General features: G+C 68.9%; 19 protein-coding genes and 2 pseudogenes. 12 read left to right on the top strand and 9 right to left on the bottom strand.

All coding sequences use genetic code 11. The features are described from left to right. Positions 1-25: 25 nt before the first annotated feature. The 3 genes from ACK1X7_RS47715 to ACK1X7_RS47725 all read right to left on the bottom strand — a co-directional run bounded on the left by ACK1X7_RS47715 (position 26) and on the right by ACK1X7_RS47725 (position 2,640). Positions 26-829 carry a DUF1684 domain-containing protein gene (locus ACK1X7_RS47715; RefSeq protein ID WP_385152186.1) on the bottom strand — a complete coding sequence of 268 codons (804 nt, stop codon included), beginning with the start codon at positions 827-829 and terminating at the stop codon, positions 26-28. A 172-nt stretch (positions 830-1,001) separates the two neighbouring features. Next, positions 1,002-1,898, bottom strand: a complete 897-nt coding sequence (locus ACK1X7_RS47720; protein ID WP_413116787.1) for a class I SAM-dependent methyltransferase — start codon at positions 1,896-1,898, stop codon at positions 1,002-1,004. A gap of 127 nt (positions 1,899-2,025) precedes the next feature. After that, positions 2,026-2,640 carry a helix-turn-helix domain-containing protein gene (locus ACK1X7_RS47725; protein ID WP_385152230.1) on the bottom strand — a complete coding sequence of 205 codons (615 nt, stop codon included), beginning with the start codon at positions 2,638-2,640 and terminating at the stop codon, positions 2,026-2,028. Between the two features lie 91 nt (positions 2,641-2,731). On the opposite strand from ACK1X7_RS47725, the gene ACK1X7_RS47730 reads away from it, so the two are divergent. From ACK1X7_RS47730 to ACK1X7_RS47740, 3 genes and pseudogenes are all read left to right on the top strand, one after another. Beyond that, complete coding sequence (locus ACK1X7_RS47730; protein ID WP_413116788.1) at positions 2,732-3,736, top strand: NAD(P)/FAD-dependent oxidoreductase; 1,005 nt, start codon at positions 2,732-2,734, stop codon at positions 3,734-3,736. A 134-nt stretch (positions 3,737-3,870) separates the two neighbouring features. Further along, entirely contained in the window at positions 3,871-5,463 is a 1,593-nt protein-coding gene (locus ACK1X7_RS47735) for an MFS transporter (protein ID WP_413116970.1), read from the top strand. A gap of 192 nt (positions 5,464-5,655) precedes the next feature. Next, positions 5,656-6,021, top strand: a pseudogene (locus ACK1X7_RS47740) (helix-turn-helix domain-containing protein); the annotation flags it as partial. A 390-nt stretch (positions 6,022-6,411) separates the two neighbouring features. Here ACK1X7_RS47740 and ACK1X7_RS47745 read toward each other — a convergent pair. Then, the gene (locus ACK1X7_RS47745) at positions 6,412-7,122 is read right to left on the bottom strand and encodes a tectonin domain-containing protein (RefSeq protein WP_390795724.1); all 711 of its coding nucleotides are present in this window, start codon (positions 7,120-7,122) and stop codon (positions 6,412-6,414) included. 348 nt (positions 7,123-7,470) lie between these two features. Then, entirely contained in the window at positions 7,471-7,665 is a 195-nt protein-coding gene (locus ACK1X7_RS47750; protein ID WP_385158654.1) for a hypothetical protein, read from the bottom strand. A 149-nt stretch (positions 7,666-7,814) separates the two neighbouring features. Here ACK1X7_RS47750 and ACK1X7_RS47755 point away from each other — a divergent pair, with 149 nt between their 5' ends. Continuing rightward, a complete protein-coding gene (locus ACK1X7_RS47755; protein WP_398158728.1) occupies positions 7,815-8,705 on the top strand; it encodes an aminoglycoside phosphotransferase family protein in 891 nt (296 codons plus the stop codon). Between the two features lie 501 nt (positions 8,706-9,206). Next, positions 9,207-10,349, top strand: coding sequence for a methyltransferase domain-containing protein (locus ACK1X7_RS47760; RefSeq protein ID WP_413116789.1), 1,143 nt, complete (start codon positions 9,207-9,209; stop codon positions 10,347-10,349). An 81-nt stretch (positions 10,350-10,430) separates the two neighbouring features. Here ACK1X7_RS47760 and ACK1X7_RS47765 read toward each other — a convergent pair whose 3' ends face one another. After that, positions 10,431-11,177, bottom strand: a complete 747-nt coding sequence (locus ACK1X7_RS47765; protein ID WP_413116790.1) for a hypothetical protein — start codon at positions 11,175-11,177, stop codon at positions 10,431-10,433. Between ACK1X7_RS47765 and ACK1X7_RS47770 the strand changes: the two genes are divergently transcribed. Together ACK1X7_RS47770 and ACK1X7_RS47775 are read left to right on the top strand one after the other, a co-directional pair. Next, positions 11,176-11,547, top strand: coding sequence for a hypothetical protein (locus ACK1X7_RS47770; RefSeq protein ID WP_413116791.1), 372 nt, complete (start codon positions 11,176-11,178; stop codon positions 11,545-11,547). The two genes, ACK1X7_RS47765 and ACK1X7_RS47770, sit on opposite strands and share 2 nt — an antisense overlap. A gap of 479 nt (positions 11,548-12,026) precedes the next feature. Beyond that, on the top strand, positions 12,027-12,404 hold the full coding sequence (locus tag ACK1X7_RS47775) for a nuclear transport factor 2 family protein (RefSeq protein WP_390795729.1): 378 nt from the start codon (positions 12,027-12,029) through the stop codon (positions 12,402-12,404). Positions 12,405-12,476: 72 nt separating this feature from the next. Here ACK1X7_RS47775 and ACK1X7_RS47780 read toward each other — a convergent pair whose 3' ends face one another. Then, positions 12,477-13,598, bottom strand: a complete 1,122-nt coding sequence (locus ACK1X7_RS47780; protein ID WP_413116792.1) for an IS630 family transposase — start codon at positions 13,596-13,598, stop codon at positions 12,477-12,479. Positions 13,599-13,692: 94 nt separating this feature from the next. Continuing rightward, entirely contained in the window at positions 13,693-14,001 is a 309-nt protein-coding gene (locus ACK1X7_RS47785) for a hypothetical protein (protein WP_216342082.1), read from the bottom strand. A 149-nt stretch (positions 14,002-14,150) separates the two neighbouring features. On the opposite strand from ACK1X7_RS47785, the gene ACK1X7_RS47790 reads away from it, so the two are divergent. Next, a complete protein-coding gene (locus ACK1X7_RS47790; protein WP_413116793.1) occupies positions 14,151-14,810 on the top strand; it encodes a hypothetical protein in 660 nt (219 codons plus the stop codon). Positions 14,811-14,979: 169 nt separating this feature from the next. After that, entirely contained in the window at positions 14,980-15,342 is a 363-nt protein-coding gene (locus ACK1X7_RS47795; RefSeq protein ID WP_383142674.1) for a hypothetical protein, read from the top strand. A gap of 140 nt (positions 15,343-15,482) precedes the next feature. Here ACK1X7_RS47795 and ACK1X7_RS47800 read toward each other — a convergent pair whose 3' ends face one another. After that, entirely contained in the window at positions 15,483-16,472 is a 990-nt protein-coding gene (locus tag ACK1X7_RS47800) for a CehA/McbA family metallohydrolase (RefSeq protein ID WP_413116794.1), read from the bottom strand. A gap of 444 nt (positions 16,473-16,916) precedes the next feature. Here ACK1X7_RS47800 and ACK1X7_RS47805 point away from each other — a divergent pair, with 444 nt between their 5' ends. The 3 genes and pseudogenes from ACK1X7_RS47805 to ACK1X7_RS47815 form a co-directional block, all read left to right on the top strand. Next, complete coding sequence (locus tag ACK1X7_RS47805; protein WP_382958485.1) at positions 16,917-17,081, top strand: hypothetical protein; 165 nt, start codon at positions 16,917-16,919, stop codon at positions 17,079-17,081. A 106-nt stretch (positions 17,082-17,187) separates the two neighbouring features. Further along, positions 17,188-17,820 (top strand): hypothetical protein, encoded by a 633-nt coding sequence (locus ACK1X7_RS47810; protein WP_413116795.1) that lies wholly within the window; start codon positions 17,188-17,190, stop codon positions 17,818-17,820. Positions 17,821-17,936: 116 nt separating this feature from the next. Next, a pseudogene (locus ACK1X7_RS47815) lies at positions 17,937-18,113 on the top strand (GNAT family N-acetyltransferase); the annotation flags it as partial. Positions 18,114-18,303: the final 190 nt, after the last annotated feature.

Raw genomic sequence — 18,303 nt, forward strand, 5'->3', positions numbered from 1 at the left:
TGGGTTCCGGCAGGGGTGGGGTGTATCAGCTCTGGGCGGTGGCGTCGATCAGTGCGCGCTCGCCGACCTCGATGCGCATCGGCAGGTGGTTGCCGGGCGGCGAGAGCGGACAGACGAATACATCCGGGTTCAGGTGGTGGTGCGAGAGCGTGGCCTTGTTGAAGTCGACTGTCACGGTGCTGCCGGGCTCCAGCAGCGGCAGCACCAGCCAGCGGCCGATCGTCGGCGTCGATTCGCCGTTGGTCTCGTCGGTGAAGATCACCAGGCGCTGGCCGGGGAAGTCCTGGAGGACGGCCAGGACGAATTCGGTGCCGCCGATGGTCACGGCCAGGTCGACGGGGGCCAGGATGGCTTCGGTGCTGCGTGGGCTGGTCAGCCGCGGCACCTCGATGCGGCGCCCTTCGGGAACTGCTCGGTACTGGCCTTCGAAGACCCAGGCGGGGTTGTAGGGGAAGGTGTCGATGCCTGTGAGTCCGGTGCGCTCGACGCGGCCTTGGTCCATGACGACCAGGCCGTAGGAGCCGTCCGCGCCGCCGGCGAAGCCGATCCGGTTGTCAGGGAATTCCAGGGAGGTGCCGGAGGGGACGGGGCTCGTTCCATCGACCAGTCTGCCGGCCACCTGCACGCCGTCGATGGCCTTGGCCGTCACGGTCAGGTCTCCCGCTTCGGTGGTGCGCCATTCACCGGGGATGCCGGGAAGCGTATGAGGGCCCGGGTCGGTGATCTTGGCGTTGGCGACGACCTTGGCCTTGCCGTTCGCTCCGGCGATCTCTTCCCATCGGTCCTGGCGCCAGGCTTCGTAGTCGGCGGGGATCTGTGGTGCGGTCATGAATGCTCCCTTTCCTCTCCGCCCGCGCTGTGGGGTCGCGGCGATAGCGCTGCGCGGGCGTGGTTGCTCAGCCCAACGAAGCGCTTGGCGCTGCGCAGGCGGTGGTTGCGTATGAGGCAAGCAATTCGGTGCTGAGGCGGCCCGGGCAGGCAACCCTGTGTTGCGCCTGGTGTCAGGCGCGGCGGGCGGCCCAGACGGTGCGCTCGGTGCGTACGGCGAGATCCTCGCGGCGCAGGAGGCTGTTCGGGCTGTCGGTATCCAGGAGGTCGTCGAGAGCGGTGAGGTCCTCGGGGCTGAGAGCGGGGGCGGCGACGCCGCGGATGCGCTGCAGGCTGCCGTAGGCGTAGCGGCCGATCGCCTCGCTGCGCTCACCTTCGATGTTGACGGTGATGGTGCGCTCGTCCTCGACGGTGAAGCCGGCGGCTGTCAGCATCGGACCCCAGTCCGCGCCGCGGTGCGGAACGTGCTCGGCGTGGAAGCTGTCGGTCGCGGCATGGGCGCGCTCTTCGAGGCCCGGCCGGTTCTCCGGGGCGCCGGCAGGCAGGAAGCGGGGGAAGCCCGCGAGCTCGACAACGGCGAACAGGCCCCCGGGGGCAAGCAGTTCGTGGACGCTCCGGAGGGTGCGGTCGGGGTCGGCCATGTGGTGCATCGAGGCCGAGGCCCACACCAGATCCGGCCTGCCGAGATCGGGCCAGCGGTTGCTGTCGAGGTCGGCCTGCACGGTCCGTACGCACTCCTCGACACCGCGGGCGCATGCCTTCTCGCGCAGGAACTGGAGGTGCCCGGCCGAGGCGTCGACGGCGGTGACGTGCGCGTCGGGGAAGCGTTCGAGGAGTGCGAAGGTGCCCGCGCCGGTGCCGCAGCCCAGGTCCACGATCTGGCGCGGCTCACTCTTCAGCGGCAGCCAGGCGGTGATGGACGCTATGTGCTCGGCGAGCACCTCGGCATCCAGATCGAGGATCTCCGCCTGCCCGCCATCGCTGTGCTCTTGGTGGCCGCTATGGCTGTGGTCGGGGTGGTGACCTCCTTCGCCATGGTGGTGGTGGGGGGGCTGGTGCGTTTGGGTCATGGCAACACCGTAAGCCCGTCATGCGCCTGCCGCACGACTGCTTGCGAGATGCGCAAGAAGGTGGCTTGGTGTGCTGCCCGGCACGCAAGATTGCCCGCCGTGCCGGGGTCCGGTCGACCGTAGCCCGCTATTCGCAAGGGCCCTGGGCGCCTCCGCTGTCGGCTTCGGAGACGTCAGCGCCGGCGTCCTTCTGGTGGCCGCGGCGGGCGTCGCGGTCGAAGATGCCCATGATCTCGCACGGTCCGCCATCGGCGCCGATGGCGTGCGGCATCATGGTGGGGAACTCTGCGGCCTGGTTGGTCTCGATGCGAAAGCGCCGGTGGCCGAGCATGAGGATGGCGGTGCCGGACAGCACCACCAGCCATTCACGGCCGGGGTGGGCGCGCATGCGGGCCGGGTTGTCGGGCGGAGGGTTGGTCATCCGCTGACGCATCACGCTCATTCCAGGGTCGCCCTTTATGGGCCAGCGCATCAGGCCGTGGGTGCCGTCGATCATCGGGCTGATGACGACGTCGTCGGCGGCGTTCTCCACGAGCTGGTCCAAGGTGGTATCCAGTGCGCGGGCAAGGGTGACCAGCTGATCCAGGGCGAGGCGGCGCTGACCGTTCTCGATGCGGCTCAGTGAGGACTGGCTGAGGTTGGCGCGGGTGGCCAGCCCCTCCAGTGACCAGCCCTGCGCGACGCGCAGTGCGCGGATCCGTTTGCGTACGAGGCTGTCCAGCCCCCCATCTTCTTGCGTCATAAGCAACATGGTATGCCCTCGATGCAACGCGGGTTTAACGTCGAATCCAGATGGCCCAGCACGGGGGCCACGTACGACGAAAGGGCGCGACATGTCTGCGCAGACTTCCCGCTACGAGAGCGACGCACTGCCCACCTCGACCGTGGATGTAGTGGTGATCGGCGGCGGCGCCGCGGGGCTGAGTGGCGCGCTGATGCTGGCCCGCTCCCGCCGCTCGGTCGTCGTGATCGACAGCGGCACCCCGCGTAACGCCCCCGCGGCCGCCATGCACGGCTTCATCGTCCTGGACGGTACCCCGCCCCTCGAGATCCTCAAGCGCGGACGCCAGCAGATACGCGAGTACGGCGGCCGGATCGTCTTCGGGGAGGTGGCCACAGCCGAACCCGCCGCCCCCTCAGCAGACGGCGACCTGCGGTTCACCGTCACCCTGGCCGACGGCCGCACGCTGACGGCGCGCCGGGTACTAGTGGCCACCGGCCTGCGGGACGTGCTGCCCGAGGTACCCGGCCTTGCCGACCACTGGGGCCACAGCGTGGTGCACTGCCCCTACTGCCACGGCTGGGAGGTCCGCGACAAGTCCATCGGCATCCTCGCCACCGGCCCCGCCTCCGTCCACCACGCCTGGCTGTTCCGCCAACTGACAGATGACCTCATCTACTTCACCCGCGGCACCGAGTTGGACGCGGAGACCCGCGCCCGCTTCGCCGCTCGCAACATCCGCATCATCGAGACCGAGGTGAAGGAAGTCGTCAGCGAAGCGGACGCCCTCGCAGGCGTCCGCTTGACGGACGGCACCTTTGTGGGACGGCGGGTTCTGGCTGTGGCCACGCAGACGCAGGCCCGTGCCGAGGGCTTGGAGGGCCTGAAGCTGCCGGTGGAAGACCTGCCCGACAACATGGGCCGCCGCTTCGCCTCCTCCATGGCCGGTACCACCGAGATCGCTGGCGTGTGGGTGGCCGGCAACGCCACCGACCTCACGGCCCAGGTTGGCGCCTCCGCCGCAGCCGGAGCCCTGGCCGGCTCCCACATCAACGCCCTGCTGGCCACCGCGGACACCGATACCGCGCTCGCCGCCGCGCAAAAGACCACCGGCTGACGATAAGCCCCCGCTGCTGAAGAACCGCGCGACCGCGATCCAGCGGTCCGCGCGTGAGCAGATCACCACCTCACTATCTTGGCGACCGGTCCTGTCCCGGCGCTGATTCTGCATGCCCTTTTTGGAGGGAATACGTGAGTACGAACCAGCCTCCCCAGACGGCGGCCGCGCCGGATGCGCGTCAGCTGCGCGCGATCCTGATCACGGTCTCGATCGCGCTGATGGCCGTCATCGCATCCGTGTCCGGGCTGAACGTCGCCCAGACCCACATGGCGGTCGAATGGGGTGCCTCGCAGACCGCCGTCCTGTGGATCATCAACATCTACACGCTCGCTCTGGCTGCCCTGCTGTTGCCGCTCGGTGCGATCGGTGACCGGCTGGGCCGCAAGCCCATGCTGATCACCGGGCTGATCATCTTCGGTGCCGCCAGCGTCGTCGCCGGCCTGGCCCCGTCGGCCGCGGTGATGATTGGCGCCCGTGTGGCGGCCGGTATCAGCGCCGCGATGATCATGCCGATCACGCTGGCCGTCATCACCTCCACCTTCCCTGAGGAGGAGCGGGGCAAGGCGATCGGCGTATGGACCGGTGTCGCCGGAGGCGGCGGCATCCTGGGCATGTTCCTCTCCGCCCTGTTGGTCGATGTCGCCAACTGGCGCTGGCTGTTCGTGCTGCCCGTGGTCCTGGTCATCGTCGCGCTGGCGATGACGCTGAAATCAGTGCCCAACTCCCGCGAACGCTCCACCCATTCGTTCGACACCATCGGTGCGCTGGTCTCCACCATCGCCGTGATCGGTCTCATCTTTGTCCTCCAGGAAGGCCCCGAACGAGGCTGGACCGCCCCCATCACCCTGATCAGTCTCGGCGTCGGCCTAGTCGCCGCCATCGCCTTCGTGGCCTGGGAGCTGCACCGCCGTGATGCCTCGCTGCTGGATGTGCGCCTGTTCCGTGAGCGCGGTCTGGCCAGCGGCTCGATCACACTGCTGGTCGTCTTCGGCGTCCAGGCGGGTATCGCCGTCGTGCTCTTCCCGTTTTTCCAGGCCGTGCTGGGCTGGTCCGGGCTGCTGTCGACCGTGGCGATGATGCCGATGGCCGTCATGATGATGATGACCTCGGGCTTGGCCCCCAAGCTGGCCGCCAAGATCGGCGCCCGCTCCACCATGGCCGTGGGCGTCGCCCTGGCCGCCCTCGGGCTGGCCCTGATGGCGCTGTTCGTGTCCGTTAACGGCGGCTACCTGTCCATCCTGGGCGGCATGCTCGCCATGGGTATCGGTATGGGTCTGTCGATGACTCCCTCCACCGAGGCCATCACCAGCTCCCTGCCCCGCGCCAAGCAGGGCGTCGCCTCCGCTCTCAACGACGTCACCCGCGAGTTTGGCACCGCCCTGGGTGTCGCGATGCTCGGCGCGCTCCTGGCCAACGGCTACCGCAGCGCCATCGACGACAAGCTCGACGGCATCCCTGCCGGTGCTGCGGACACCGCACGCGAAGGCATCGCCAACGCCATTGAGGTCGCGCCCAAGACCGGCAGCCACGCCCAGGACCTGGTCCACGCCGCGCAGCAGTCCTTCGTCGACGGCTGGCAGCAGGCCATGTGGATCGGCGCCGCCGTCATGGCCGCACTGCTTGTCTACGTCGCCCTGCGTGGTCCGAAGAACACCGTACCCCTCCAACCCGACGCCGAGGCAGCCCCGGAGACCGAGGTCGTGGAGAACGTCGCCGCCCGCTGATCCCGCAGAAACCGAGTGCGGACGGAGCACGACGCCGCCCGCACGGCAGGCGGCTGTCGGGCACACCGCGACATCACTGAGCCCTTTTCAAGCCGGCGGTGCTGACAGCGAGTTGGACTGTCCTGCGCAACGACGAAGCTCCTGGTAGACGGGTTCTCGAGCAAGATCACCCGTGTCCGCCAGGAGCTTCGCGTGCTTGTCTACCCGTCCTCGATTGATCTGTCCAGCCGCACCTTGCGGTTCCTGGCCGGGCAACTGACAGCCCGGCGGCAGGAGATCGGAACGCGGTGGCGGCGTCTTCCTGCCGGACGTCAGGCCCTGGCCGCCCTGGCCCACCTGCGGTGCGGTGACACTTACGCCCAGCTCGCCGCCGGGTTCGGCATCGGGATCGCGACCGTGTACCGCTACATACGTGAAGCCGTCGAGGCCCTGGCCGCCCTCGCCCCGTCCCTGGACGAGGCGATGACGACGATCCGGGCGAAGGCGTTCGTCATCCTCGACGGCACCTTGCTGCCGATCGACCGCATCGCCGCCGACACCCCGTACGACTCCGGGAAAGCGCTCGCCCGGCCGGGCAGCGAGGCAGGTACCGCCTGCGAAGCCCGCCATCTCACGCGGTCCTGAAAGTGACAGCAAGTACAACAGCCGGGCTGCCCGGTGGGCCCGGCGAAGGGCATTGTCCACCGCGTGCATCAGGCCACAGTGCTCTGACCAGGGCATTTTTCCGCATGCGTGTCTAGACTGGGAAACCCCAGGAGGGCGGAGGAGGTGCCCCATGCCACGCTCTGTGTGGTCCGGAGCGGTCAGCTTCGGGCTCGTGACTTCTCTGAACTGCTGAGGTTTCGACGTCGGCGCCCGGGTTGAGTAGCTGAAGTACAGGGCGTACTGGCCAAGCCATCCGTGCGGGCCCCCGGCCCGTCCCGGCAAGGGGCTCGCACAGAGCCGGTATCAGCTCGGCTGGTCGCCGGTGTACCGGTAGATGTCGCCGGCGCTGTTGACGTGCCACACGGTGCCGTCGGCGCCCGCGCCGATGTCGGTGGCGACGCCGGGGATCTTGATCCACGGATTGGTGCCGCTGGCGTCGTTGTTGGTGTACCGGTAGATGCTGCCGGCGGGGTCGATGCCCCACACGTTCGTCCGGGAGCCCACCGCGATGCGCTTGAGGCTGCCGGGGACGCTCTTCCATGTGGTCGAGCTGTCCTGGTCCCCGATGTATCGGTAGATCTGGTTGCCGCTGTTGACGTGCCACACGGTGCCGTCGGCGCCCGCGCCGATGTCGGTGGCGACGCCAGAGATCTTGATCCACGGGTTGGCGTCGTTGTTGGTGTAGCGGTAGATGGCGCCGGCGGAGTCCACCCCCCACACGTTCGTCCGGGAGCCCGCGTCGATGCGGACCAGGCTCCCGTTGATGCCCACCCAATTGGTGGTCCCCTGGTCTCCGGTGTACCGGTAGATCTGGTTGCCGCTGTTGACCCCCCACACGGTGCCGTCTGCCGCGGCACCGATGTCGCTCAATCCCCCGGGAATGTTGATCCACGGGTTGGCGTCGTAGTTGGTGTACCGGTAGATGGCGCTCGCCGCGTTCACACCCCACACCGTCGTCCTGGACCCCACCGAGATGGCACTGAGACCGCCCGCGACCTTCACCCAGTCCGCCATGCCGAGCACACCCTTTCTCGAATCCGGTAGTAGCCGTCATCCTTCGCAATGAGATGAGCTGATAAGCCAGGAGAACGCCTGTCCTGATCTCAAATAAGCCAGTAAGTGAGTGTTTAAACTCCTATCTCCTTGTGGGGCGGAGGCAGGAGCGCCTCGGGAGGCAGTACTTTGGCGTGAAGCGTTGTCCCACCCTGGGGGGATCGACACGAGCGCCGGTTGATGCCTCCCACCAGGTCGGCCCTGCCGACCGGAGGTGGACGGGGCCGGCGCGGGAGACCGAGAGACGGCAGGAGTGCGCGTTCAGCGGATACAGCGCTCACACAGGCTCCCGGGCCGGCATGCCGAGCATCACCGGCCCTGTCCAGGGGCCCTGTCGACCTGGCTGATCTTGGACTGGGCTCCGGCCAGGCTGACCTGGAGTCCTTCGATGTCGACGAGCCAGCCTTCCCGCTCTGCCTCGGCGATGCGGTCGAGTAGGTTGTCGCGGATCTCCACCAGGCGGCCGCGTTGTGCCGGGTCCGGTCGAAGCAGTGAGCAGCGCACGCAGGCCTCTCTGAACTTGGGGGCCGGGTCCGTCCCAAAGCCTCTGATCTGCAGCTCTGTGAAACCGAATCGGTGATGCCAGAGGAATCACAGCCAGACGTCCCGGAGCGAGAGCCGCTCCGCCTGCCGCCTCAGTACTGTGGCTTCGCATGACCGACACCGAGATCACCGCAGACCTGGTCCGCGACCTGCTGCAGGAGCAACATCCCGACCTTGCAGGGCTGGTCATCCGCGAGGTGGCGGGCGGCTGGGGCAACCAAATGTGGCGCCTCGGGGATGAGTTGGCCGTGCGCATGCAGCGCATGGACCTTACCCCGGAGCCCCAGCTCAAGGAGCGGCGGTGGCTACCCGTGCTGGCTCCGCGCCTGCCGCTCCCGGTACCGACTCCGGTGCGGTTCGGCGAACCGTCCGAGCGCTTTCCCAAGCACTGGACCGTGATGACGTGGGTTCCCGGCGAGCCGCTGGACCACGGCTCGATCAGCCGCGGCGCCCACGCGGCCGACACGCTGGCGGGTTTCCTCCGGGCGCTCCATGTGGAGGCGCCCGCCGAGGCGCCGATCGCTACGGACCGCGGTGCCCATCCCGGGAACTGCACGGACGGCTTTGAGAACTTCTTCCAGGCCGTTGCCCCCGACGACATCGCTGCCGGCGTCCGGGCCGTCTGGGAGGACGCCGTTGCGGCCGACGCGTGGGAGGGCCCGCCGGTGTGGGTGCACGGCGACCTGCATCCCGCCAACGTCGTCGTCTCGGACGGAACGCTCTCGGGCATCGTCGATTTCGGTGACATGTTCGCCGGGGATCCGGCGTGGGACCTCGCCGCCGCGTGGGTGCTGCTACCCGCGGGCACGGCCTCACGGTTCTTCGACATGTACGCGCATGCGGACGAGGCGGCGATCCGGCGCGCCCGCGGGTTGGCCGCGATGAAGAGCCTCTTTCTGATGCTCATGGGGCAGAACGGAGATCGGGGCCTTCCCGGCGGCAAGCCGAACTGGGGACCTGTGGGCCGGGCGGCACTTGATCGTGTTCTGAAGGGTGTTTGATGCGCGCTTCTTTGAACTTGTTCTCGATCTTGGTTGAGGGCCACGGGACAGTCCACCTCCGTGGGTTCATCGATCACCACGCGTGGTGGGGATGCCAAGGTCCACGGCCGCATGCCGCCCGTGGCCAGCCGCCTCTGACATGACGGACATCCTGATCCCTACCGCACCCTGAGCGACGAGCCCTCACCCCGTTCGGCGCGCGAGGGGACGGCCGCCGGGCCGGCACTGATGCCGAGCCCACCGGGAGCATCGCCCCGGGCCGCGCCCCAGGGTGCTTTCCTGCCGTGCCCTCGGCCCGACGGGTGCTCCCGCGCGCTCTACCGCTGCCCCTGATATCGCGTCATCATGACGCGGTCACAGAAGTGAGGAATACGGAGTAGCTCGTGAGTAAGCATCGCAAACCGGATCCTGACCCGGGGCAGGGAACTCCGCCGCCGAACAACTCGGACGGCCAACTGCCGCCACCTCCGCCGCCGTCCGGGACACACCGGAAGTAGCCGCGTGTCCGACCACGACGCCTTGCGGAAGCATCTGGACGAGGCCATGGACCAACTGGGGCTGTGGCCCGCCCGCTCGCCCTGGACGCGGCAGGCTGTCGCCGACACACCGCGGCACGCCTTCGCGCCGGACCGGCTGTGGCGCTGGGACGGCCACACCTACCAGCCGCTCGACCGCGGCACCGACCCCGACCGATGGGCCGCCGAGGTATACGGCCGGCCCTACGACGCGGCCGTCACCCAGATCACCGACGGCGCGCCCTCCTCCAGCCTGTCGTGTCCGTCGATCGTGGTGGACATGCTCGACTCCCTGATGCTCGAACCGGGTCACCGCGTCCTCGAGCTGGGGGCCGGGACGGGCTGGAACGCCGCTCTCCTCACGTGGCGCGCGGGGCCCGGACGCGTGGTCAGCGTCGAGGTGGACGACGAACTGGCCCGGCAGGCCGAGGAACGCCTCGACGCGGCCGACACCGACGTGGCGGTCGTGGCCGCCGACGGCGCCGGAGGCTGGCCGCCCGGCGCGCCGTACGACCGGGTGGTCTCCACCTACGCCGTCGACCAGGTGCCCTGGGCGTGGGTGGAGCAGACACGGCCGGGCGGCCGGATCGTCACCCCGTGGGGGCGGCTGGGGCACGTCGCGCTGACCATCGCCGACGACCACCGCTCGGCTGTGGGGTGGATGCAGGGGCTGGCGATGTTCATGCCCGCCCGGGGCACACCGCCGGCGAGCAGATGGCCGCACGTGCGCGGCACCGGCCCCGCCGACGACGAACGGCCCTTCGCTCGGGACCTGCGCCCGCTGAAGGACGATGCGCATCTGCTGTTCGCCCTGCGCATCCACCTCCCCGACGCGCAGATCAGCACGGGCGTGGACGACGACGGCGTGAACGTATGGCTCCACGACGGCGCAGCCTCCTGGGCCACACTCACCACACTCCCCGACGGGGAGGCCCGCGCGTGTCAGGGCGGGCCGCGGCGCCTGGCCGATGAGCTGGAGCCTGCCTGGGACTGGTGGCTGGCAGAAGGACAGCCGACCCTGTACGACTTCGGCATGACCGTGGGACCGGAGCACCAGTACGTATGGTGCCGGGATCCGGCAACGGGGCCGCGCTGGCGGCTCCAGGCCCTCGGCCGGGCCGTGGTGTAACGCCGTCGGCGCGCCGGGAGACCGGTCGATAACCGAGCGTCTGGACACGATGGAGCGCGTCCTGTTCGCCCTCGCTCGGGCTCAGGGCGTCGACCCCGACACCGCTCCCTGACCCAGCCGGAGTTGTACCTCGGTCTCGGCTTGCAAGTCGGCAAGCCGCAGGCAGGCCGAGCAGACGGTCGCGCTGGCGGACCACACGGCGGCCAGCGGGCGCTTCGGAACTACCTCTGAGCCACACCGCCGGACTCGCGGCGCAGAGTGGAAGGGCAGCAGGTTACACACGCTGTCGCCGGGGATCCTCCGCATAGCGTGCGCGAGAAGCTCGGCGGCTGCGGGGTCGGTGCGCTGCGGCGTGGGGCTGTGGTCGCTCACCCTGATCAGGTCTTCGGCCGAGTACCGCGAGGTCGCCGGGAGGCCGGCTATCCCAACTTCCTCGCCGCTTCCCAGGTGCAGGTGGCAGATGTAGCACCACAGGCCCTCGGCGGCGAGTTCCAGGTCGAACAGCAGGGCCGTGTCGGGCGCCTTCAGGGACAGGGCCGCGGCCTCGGTATGGCACGCGGGACAGCGTGTGAGCGCCTGGAACAGCACGCCGGTGGGGCCGACCTCTACGACGATCAGTCCCTTCTGCGCGACGAGTTTCGCCAGGTTCTCCGCAGTGCCCTCCGGCAGGTCGGCGAAGCGTGTCTTCGCCCGCAGGGAAGCCTGCTCGATGCGCAGGTGGACGGCCTTCTGCAGGTGCTCTGCCCGGTCGTCCAGGGCCACCTGGACCGCGTTGGACCACGGGCCCCAGAAGGCGTCGCGGTCCTGCTCGGCGTGATCGAGGAGCATGTATCGTCTCGACGAACGGGGCGAGGTAGTCCTCGGGGTCGCTGGTTCCGAGGTGCGCGACACCGTTTCGGAATTGGATGAGGGTGTCCAGCTTGCTCGAGGCGGGCAGCACTTTCATCTTCCGAAGCCGTCCGATCGCGGCCTGCGCACCGATCGTGCGGAGCTTCTCCGGCGTCTCGGCCACTCCGGCCAGGTGCAGCAAGGCCCCCTCCTGATGGCTCGACAGTTCTATGAGCAACGCCGGATTGGCGTGCGCCGGGACGGCCTTGGCGAGACGCTCGATGCTGACGCCGGCTTCCAGAAGGAAGACCTCGGTCTCCTTCCGGGCGTGGGCGTTCAGCGCCAGGTGGGCGAAGTGCCGAGCGCCTGACGAGAGGCGCTCGAAGGTGATGGGCGACTCCATGCTCGGAAAGATAGGACAGCACGCTCTCCTGCCGTGCGGCTTTTCCGGCCGCCGCCTCGGCGGCGGTGGACCGTGCCACACTGCACGTGGCCCTCACCGCATCCCCCGTCGGTGAGGGCCACATCCGTCGGCGCCCGAGGCACTGCCCGTCAACGGCAGCGAGGCCGCGTTCGCCCGTTCCGGCGGTCACTGGTCTGATCGCCTCCACCGAGGAGCCCGGCGTCGCAAGACTCGCGACGTGGCCGATACAGCATCAGGGCCGGGCAGTCCTGGCCCGTCCCCGACGATCAGGCCTGCCCGGCAGAGGTGTCCGCCGGTGCCGGGCGGATTCGTTTCCCGCTCGTGCGCTGGGTGCTCGCTCCGCGTACGACGTGGCAGGCGCGCCGCCTGGCGGCTGACTAGGCTCGCGGGGCGAGCGCACGCGCAACGGCTGGTATTACTGGGGCATGCAGGAAGAGACGGCACGCTCCGCGATCGACACGTTCATCTCCGCGTTCAACGCCTCGGACGACAGCTATGTGACTGCCCTGCTCTCCCAGGCCCTGACCTCAGACGTGATCTTCTGGGGGCCGTTGGGTCGCAGTGAGGGGATCGAGGCGGTCGAGCGGTTCGTGCTGGACATCCGGCGCCACCCGGCGGGGACCGGCACGATGGTGCGCTGTTCGGCGGTGGACATGCCGGGCGAGTGGGCCCGGTACCAGTGGGTCTTCACGACGCCGGATGGAGGCCCCCGCCTGGCGGGAACGGACGTCGTCCATCTGCGGCGGAGCCTCATCGACCAGGTCATCGTCTTCGCGGGGGAGATCGAGCCGTCCGCCGCCTGAGACGTCCTTCTGTCGCTGTCCTTCTCGTGAACTTGTCCCTTTCGGCACTCCGGGGCTGCGGTTCGCGGTCGGTCAGGCTGCGGGGTTGAGGGGGCGTCCGCCCCAGCGGATGCCCTTCTCGCCGCGGATGCGGGCGCGTTCCTTGCGTTGGGCGGCAAGTACGTCGGCGTGGCGGGCGTTGGCGTTGCGCCAGCACAGGTAGCGGTGCAGTGCCTGGGTTTGCGTGGGGTGGCTGCGGTGGTGGGAGTTGGCCAGGGTGAACTGCCGCAGCGGGTCGAAGTGGGCCTCGATCGGGTTGGCCCAGGAGGCGTAGGCCGGGGTGAAGCACAGCTCGACCTTGTTCTTCTTCGCCCAGCGGCGGATGTCGGCGCCGGTGTGGGCGGAGAGGTTGTCCAGGATGATGTAGACCGGGGCGCCGTCGGGTCGGGGGGCGCGGATCGACTTCAGCGCGGCCATGGTGTTGGCGGTGCCCTTGCGGCGGCGGTTGACGCCCCACAGGCGGTCGTCGCCCACGGAGTAGCAGCCGTGGAAGTAGGTGACGCCGTGGGTGCGGCGGTAGGTCGCCGGCAGCCGGTTTGGCTTGCCCCGCTTCGCCCAGCAGGAGCCCGCGGTGGGCCGGATCCCCGACGGCCCGAACTCGTCGAAGGCGAAGACCCGGTCCGGGAAGCGGTCCAGAACCTGCTCGATCCGGTCGAGCTTGGCGTCGCGTTCGGGGCCGGGGGACTCCTTCCAGGTCTTGGTGCGCTGGAAGGTGATGCTGCGGCGCAGGAGCAGGCGCCGTAAGTCTTCGCGGCCGATGCGGATGACGCGTCCGTGGACGCGGCGCAGGTAGGCGGCGAGTTTGCGGATCGACCGGCGGGTGAAGGGCTGGCCGAGTTTGGTGGGGCGGGTGGTGGCCGTCTGGACGACGAAGTCCTCGTCGTCAGGGGCGAGCAGGCGGGGACGGCCTCCCGCCCACTGAGGGTCCAGGCAGGCCAGGCCGATCTCGTTGAACCGGTGGATCACCGCCCGCACCGTGTCCTCGTCGGCCTGGACCAGATGGGCGATCACCGGGACCCGGTTCCCGTCGGCCGACGACAGCAGCATCATCGCCCGGCGATAACGCACCGAGATGGTGCTGCCCCGGCGCACGATCTGCTGCAGCTTCTGCCCTTCCTGGTCGGTCGGTCTGCGCACCCGCACAGGCTCGGCCACCACACCTCCAGCGATCGGAATGGACGTCATGCCCATCCAACCGCCCTAACCGCCAACCCGGCGAACCTTCGCGGTCACAGCACCAGCCGAGACGCTATCCCAAGTGCAGCAACGCGAAGCCGGCGGCGCACAGGACGACTCCTGCGAAGGCTATGAAGCCCCCTGACATCCGCATCCGCGCTTCCGGGGAGACCGGGTAGACGGGTTCGGCAAGGCTGCCCCTGCGCAGACGGGCCTCGCGGACCCGTTCTCTCATCCGCGCGGCTTGACGGGTGGACATCCCGCGCACGTCGAAGGCGAAGCCCAAACCGAAGATCACGGCGATCACACCGGCACCGAGGGCACCGAGGCAGAAGGCCAGCGGCGGGCCAGTGCGAGCGGCCAGCGGGAACAGGGAAAGCATCCCGGCACCCTACCTGAACTGCGGATCTCGCGGCCGGGGACTGACGGTCAACCAGCTCCGAGCTGGTCATGCCCACCCGTCAATGCTCAGCTCTGGTGGAATTCTCGTCTCGAACGTGTGGACCGTGAACGACGCATACGCTGACCACGATGGTGACGAAACGGGTCAAGAACAAGGCAACCGATCTTGTGCGCCTCGATGCCACCGTGGCGGGCTGGTGCGGACTGGCCGGTCCGCTTCCTGGACCGCCTGCGGGCACGCGCCCAGCAGGGCACGTGCGGCTGCGGCCGCGGCGTAAACCCTGGATCGGCTTCCTGCGGGCATGCGGTCTGATCCTGATCTCTCCGCTGCTGCTGTACGCCGTGCTGGAGGGCCTCCCCGGCTCCCGCAAGGAATACCGCGAGACCAAGGCCCGCTCGGCCGACCGACGGCGCCGCCGTGCGCTGGTGCGGGCACAAGGGCTGGACCAGCCCTTCGACGGCAACTGGGACGGCATAGCCGGTCAGCTCCTCCTGGACTGGCACGCGCAGGCACCGGACGAGGAGCGGCTGCTGGTGCTGCACCGCTCGGGTGTCTTCCTGCTGGCTGCTCCCTCACGAGGATGGAGCCCGGGCCCAGCCGGACGGCCGCGGGTCGTCAGGGCGCTCCTCCACCCTTACACGGAGCGCGTCGAAGTGCCGATGATCTCCGGGCCGGACCTCCCTTACGTCCGACTGCGGTTCACCGATGGATCCTGGCTTGGCCTGCGCTTTCTCGAATCGGAGGACGCCGCCGGACGAGCCCTCGACGCCTGCCGCGGATTCTCCTGAGTCACCTTTACGGCCACCGGTGCCCCCGCTGCGGTTTTTCATAAATTGGCACGCTCTCGTCATCTGTGACGCCGGTCGCAGCGAGCTGAATTTGAGTACCCGTACTCAGGCCGCCGTCACTGTTTCGTGAAACTGTGGTGACGTGGCGAGGAGCAGGACTGCCCGCGGAGTGAAGGGCACGCTCGTGTCGGCTGCGGCGGCCATCGTCTGTTACTGGGTGTGGGCCTCCTTGCTGGAGTGGGCGGATGACGTAGCCGAGGCCAGTGGGCGCGTGATGGGCGCCGGGTGGTTCGAAGGCCTTATAGCGTTGATCACGGGCTTCCTGTCGATGCCGGTTCTGCTGTGGGTGGGGATGCGGCTGCTGGGTGAGCGGGGCAACCATCTGCTCGTCCTGGTCGGGGCCGTGGCATGGTTGATCATTGGTGGTCACGTGGCCGACGGCTTCGTCAGCGTCACGACCACTGCCGCGCTCCTCGCCCTCTTTGCGGTGCTCGGCGGTCTGCTGTCTCTGGTCGAACTTCCGGGAGAGTGATCGGCCGGAACAGTCCTCCTGAAGAGCGCCGGGGGCACGTCTCCTCTGCCAGCGCGAAGAGGACGGTAACGCGACCTGCCGTGCGGTCATCTGTACGGCTAACTCCGCGTGCGCGGAGGATCGCCCGAGCAATCCGGAGGTCAAGTCAGAACGATCGGGTTGGTGAGAGCGGCCATATGGCCATGCGGGTGGCGTACCTCGATCCGGACAAACGCCGAGTCTTCCGAGATGGTGTGCCACTCTGCGGTACCCACGCCGGAGTCCGGCAGCGATTCCCGGTGGACTTTGCCCCGATCGGTGTGGAAGCTGACGTTCGCCGATGGGACACCGCGTATGTGCGCGCGCACCATGACGGGTTCCCCATGGGTGGCCAGGCGTTCGCCGATGCCCGCGTTGTGGCCGGTGGCGACGGCCGTGAGCGACAGATCGACGGCAGCCGATTCGGCGATCCAACTGCGGCCCACACGGTTTCCCGCGAGGACGGCCGGCGTGCTCAGATCCTCGGCGAACACGACGGTGTGCGGGATGCCGATCTGCCCCTCGAGGTGGGTGTCGCTGTTGCCCATGGCCGGCTGCCAGCGCCCCGCGTGTATTCCCTCCGCCAGTCCTCGACCCCACTCGGCGAGGGCGGCCTCGTTGTCGGCGTTCCACGGTCGGTCCGATGTCCACAGCCCGTTCCATACCTCGACCACATCGAGGTCCCGGTAGGGATACATGAAGGTGCCTGAGGGATAGGGCGCGTGCGGATGCGCGGCCACGCACAGTCCACCGGATGCGCGGACCTGGTCCAGGCATCGGCCGATGAGTTGGTCTCCCACGCGACAGTCCCAGTCGATCACCTGGCCCGGGGCGATACCGAGAGCGAGCCAGTGCCCGGTCCTGGTGGTCACCTCCTCACCCAGGAGGACTAAGAAGTCATCTGCGGCATGGCGCCCCCAGGCACCATGCGCGTTCGCGGAGTTGTGCTCGGTGGTGGCGATGAAGTCGAGTCCCACTGTGCGAGCGTCGGCTGCCAGATGCTCAGGAGTGAGCTCGCCGTCCGAGTACACGGAGTGGATGTGGCAGTCTCCGCGATACCAGCCGGCTCCTCGGCCACGCGCTTGCACAGGCGGGAATCCCGAGTCCGGCATCGCTCTCCTCGTCTACGACGGCCCAACCGCCAGACGAACGAGCCCAGTCGGCACAGTGTTCCCAGCGCCGACTTGGCGCGCATACGCATCGAGCACACCCGCTCGGCTACATTCTGACTCCGCCAAGGCCCGCCAGGACATGGCCGCCCGAGAGTCATTCATCAATTCCGACTGGGACAACCTGCCCGAGTGCCGGAAGCTGCACCGCCGTCGCCGTCATCATCCCCGGAGTCGTCGGCCAGGTTGCCCACCTCGCGCAGGAAGCCGATGAGCGGGATGGCGGCCGCCTCAGCTCGCCCGCAGACCGAGGGGAAGCAGGCTCCGCCGGTGCTCCGCCCAGGCTCACCTCCGCTTGCGCGGAGAGTCGATCACCCCGGGTTCCCGCTCGACGGCCCGCCGCCGTGCGAGCGCCGGGCCGTCACCACGCGTCGGGGCGGTGATCGCATGACCACCGAGCCGAGCGGCGTCGACCTCGCCCGCCAAGCCCTGGCCGCCGCCCGCGAGCAGGTGAAAGAGAACCGCGGCCACCGCAAGGAGAAGCCGAAGCGGCGCACCGGCGGCGGGGCGGCCGCGAGCCGCTCGGACTCAGCACCGCGATCACCTGGATGATGACCGAGCGCGGCATAGCCGCCCCGGCCGCCGACGGCGGCGTCACGCGCAGTGGGACGACAACCTGGCCACGGCCGCCCCCGAACTCACCGGTCATGCCCGCGCGGTGCGGTTCGATGCGGACACCGGCCGCCTGGACGTCGTCCCCGACGCCCCGGCCTACGGCACCAAGCTGCGCTGGAGCGCACCGAAGCTGATCGCGGCCGCCAACGCGGAGGTACCGGGCGCGAACGTGCGCAGCCTGCATGTCCTGCCGCCCGTATCCGTCGACGCTGGCTCCGCCTCGGCGGCCGCCGACCCGGGCCTGCGGCCAGCCGCGCCCGAGGCGCCGGTCCGTACGCGGGAAACCGCGTCGCCGGGCTACCAGCGGGCGCTGGCCGCCTGCCAGGCCAGCAGGCCGGAACCTGTCCTCGACCCGAGGACCGCGGCCGCGATCGAACAGCAGAACGCAGGCTCCTCCATGCGCGAGCCGGAGGAAGCCTTCGGCGATGGGCAAGCCGCGATCGAGGAACTGCGAGTGAAGGCGGCGCGGACAGCAGCCACGTTCGCGCGCTGCGGCGAGCCCGTGCTGAGCGGACTGGCTTCGCACCAATCACCTTGCATTGGTCTTCGGCATCGACGAGAAGACCGCCATCCGCTACGCGGACTCGGCGCGGGCACTCCTGGAACAGACAGCCGAGCACTCACCATCGCCTTCGGGAAAAGAACTTGGGCCGGACTGACGGGACTTGAAGAATGACGGCCATGCAGATTCGACAGACATGGCCTGATGATGCGTCAGCGGTCGCCGGTGTCTACGTGCGCTCCTGGCAGGCGGCCTTTGCCGGTCTTGTTCCCCAGCACTACCTCGACGCAATGGACCCAAACCGCGAAGAGTCCGAGTGGAAGACACGGATCGCGGAAACACGGTGGCCATCGTCGGGGGTACTGGTAGCCGAAACCGAGGCCGGGATCGTCGGATTCGCAAGTTTCGGCCCGTCTCAGGACATCCCTGTCACCGCGGAAATCGGCACGCTCTACGCGATGCCCGAGGTCTGGGGCAGGGGGATCGGAAAGCAGTTGATGCTGGCCACGTTGGCGGCTCTCGGACAGGCCGACTACCCACAGGCCACCCTTATGGGTCCTGGAAGACAACTAACGTGCCCGGCGCTTCTACGAAGCCGCCGGCTGGGGCGCAGACGGCGCAGCCGTGGAGGACTCCACCGGCGGCGCCTCTCTCAAC

Source organism: Streptomyces sp. CY-1 (genome assembly GCF_047218265.1).
GTDB classification, from domain to species: domain Bacteria; phylum Actinomycetota; class Actinomycetes; order Streptomycetales; family Streptomycetaceae; genus Streptomyces; species Streptomyces niphimycinicus.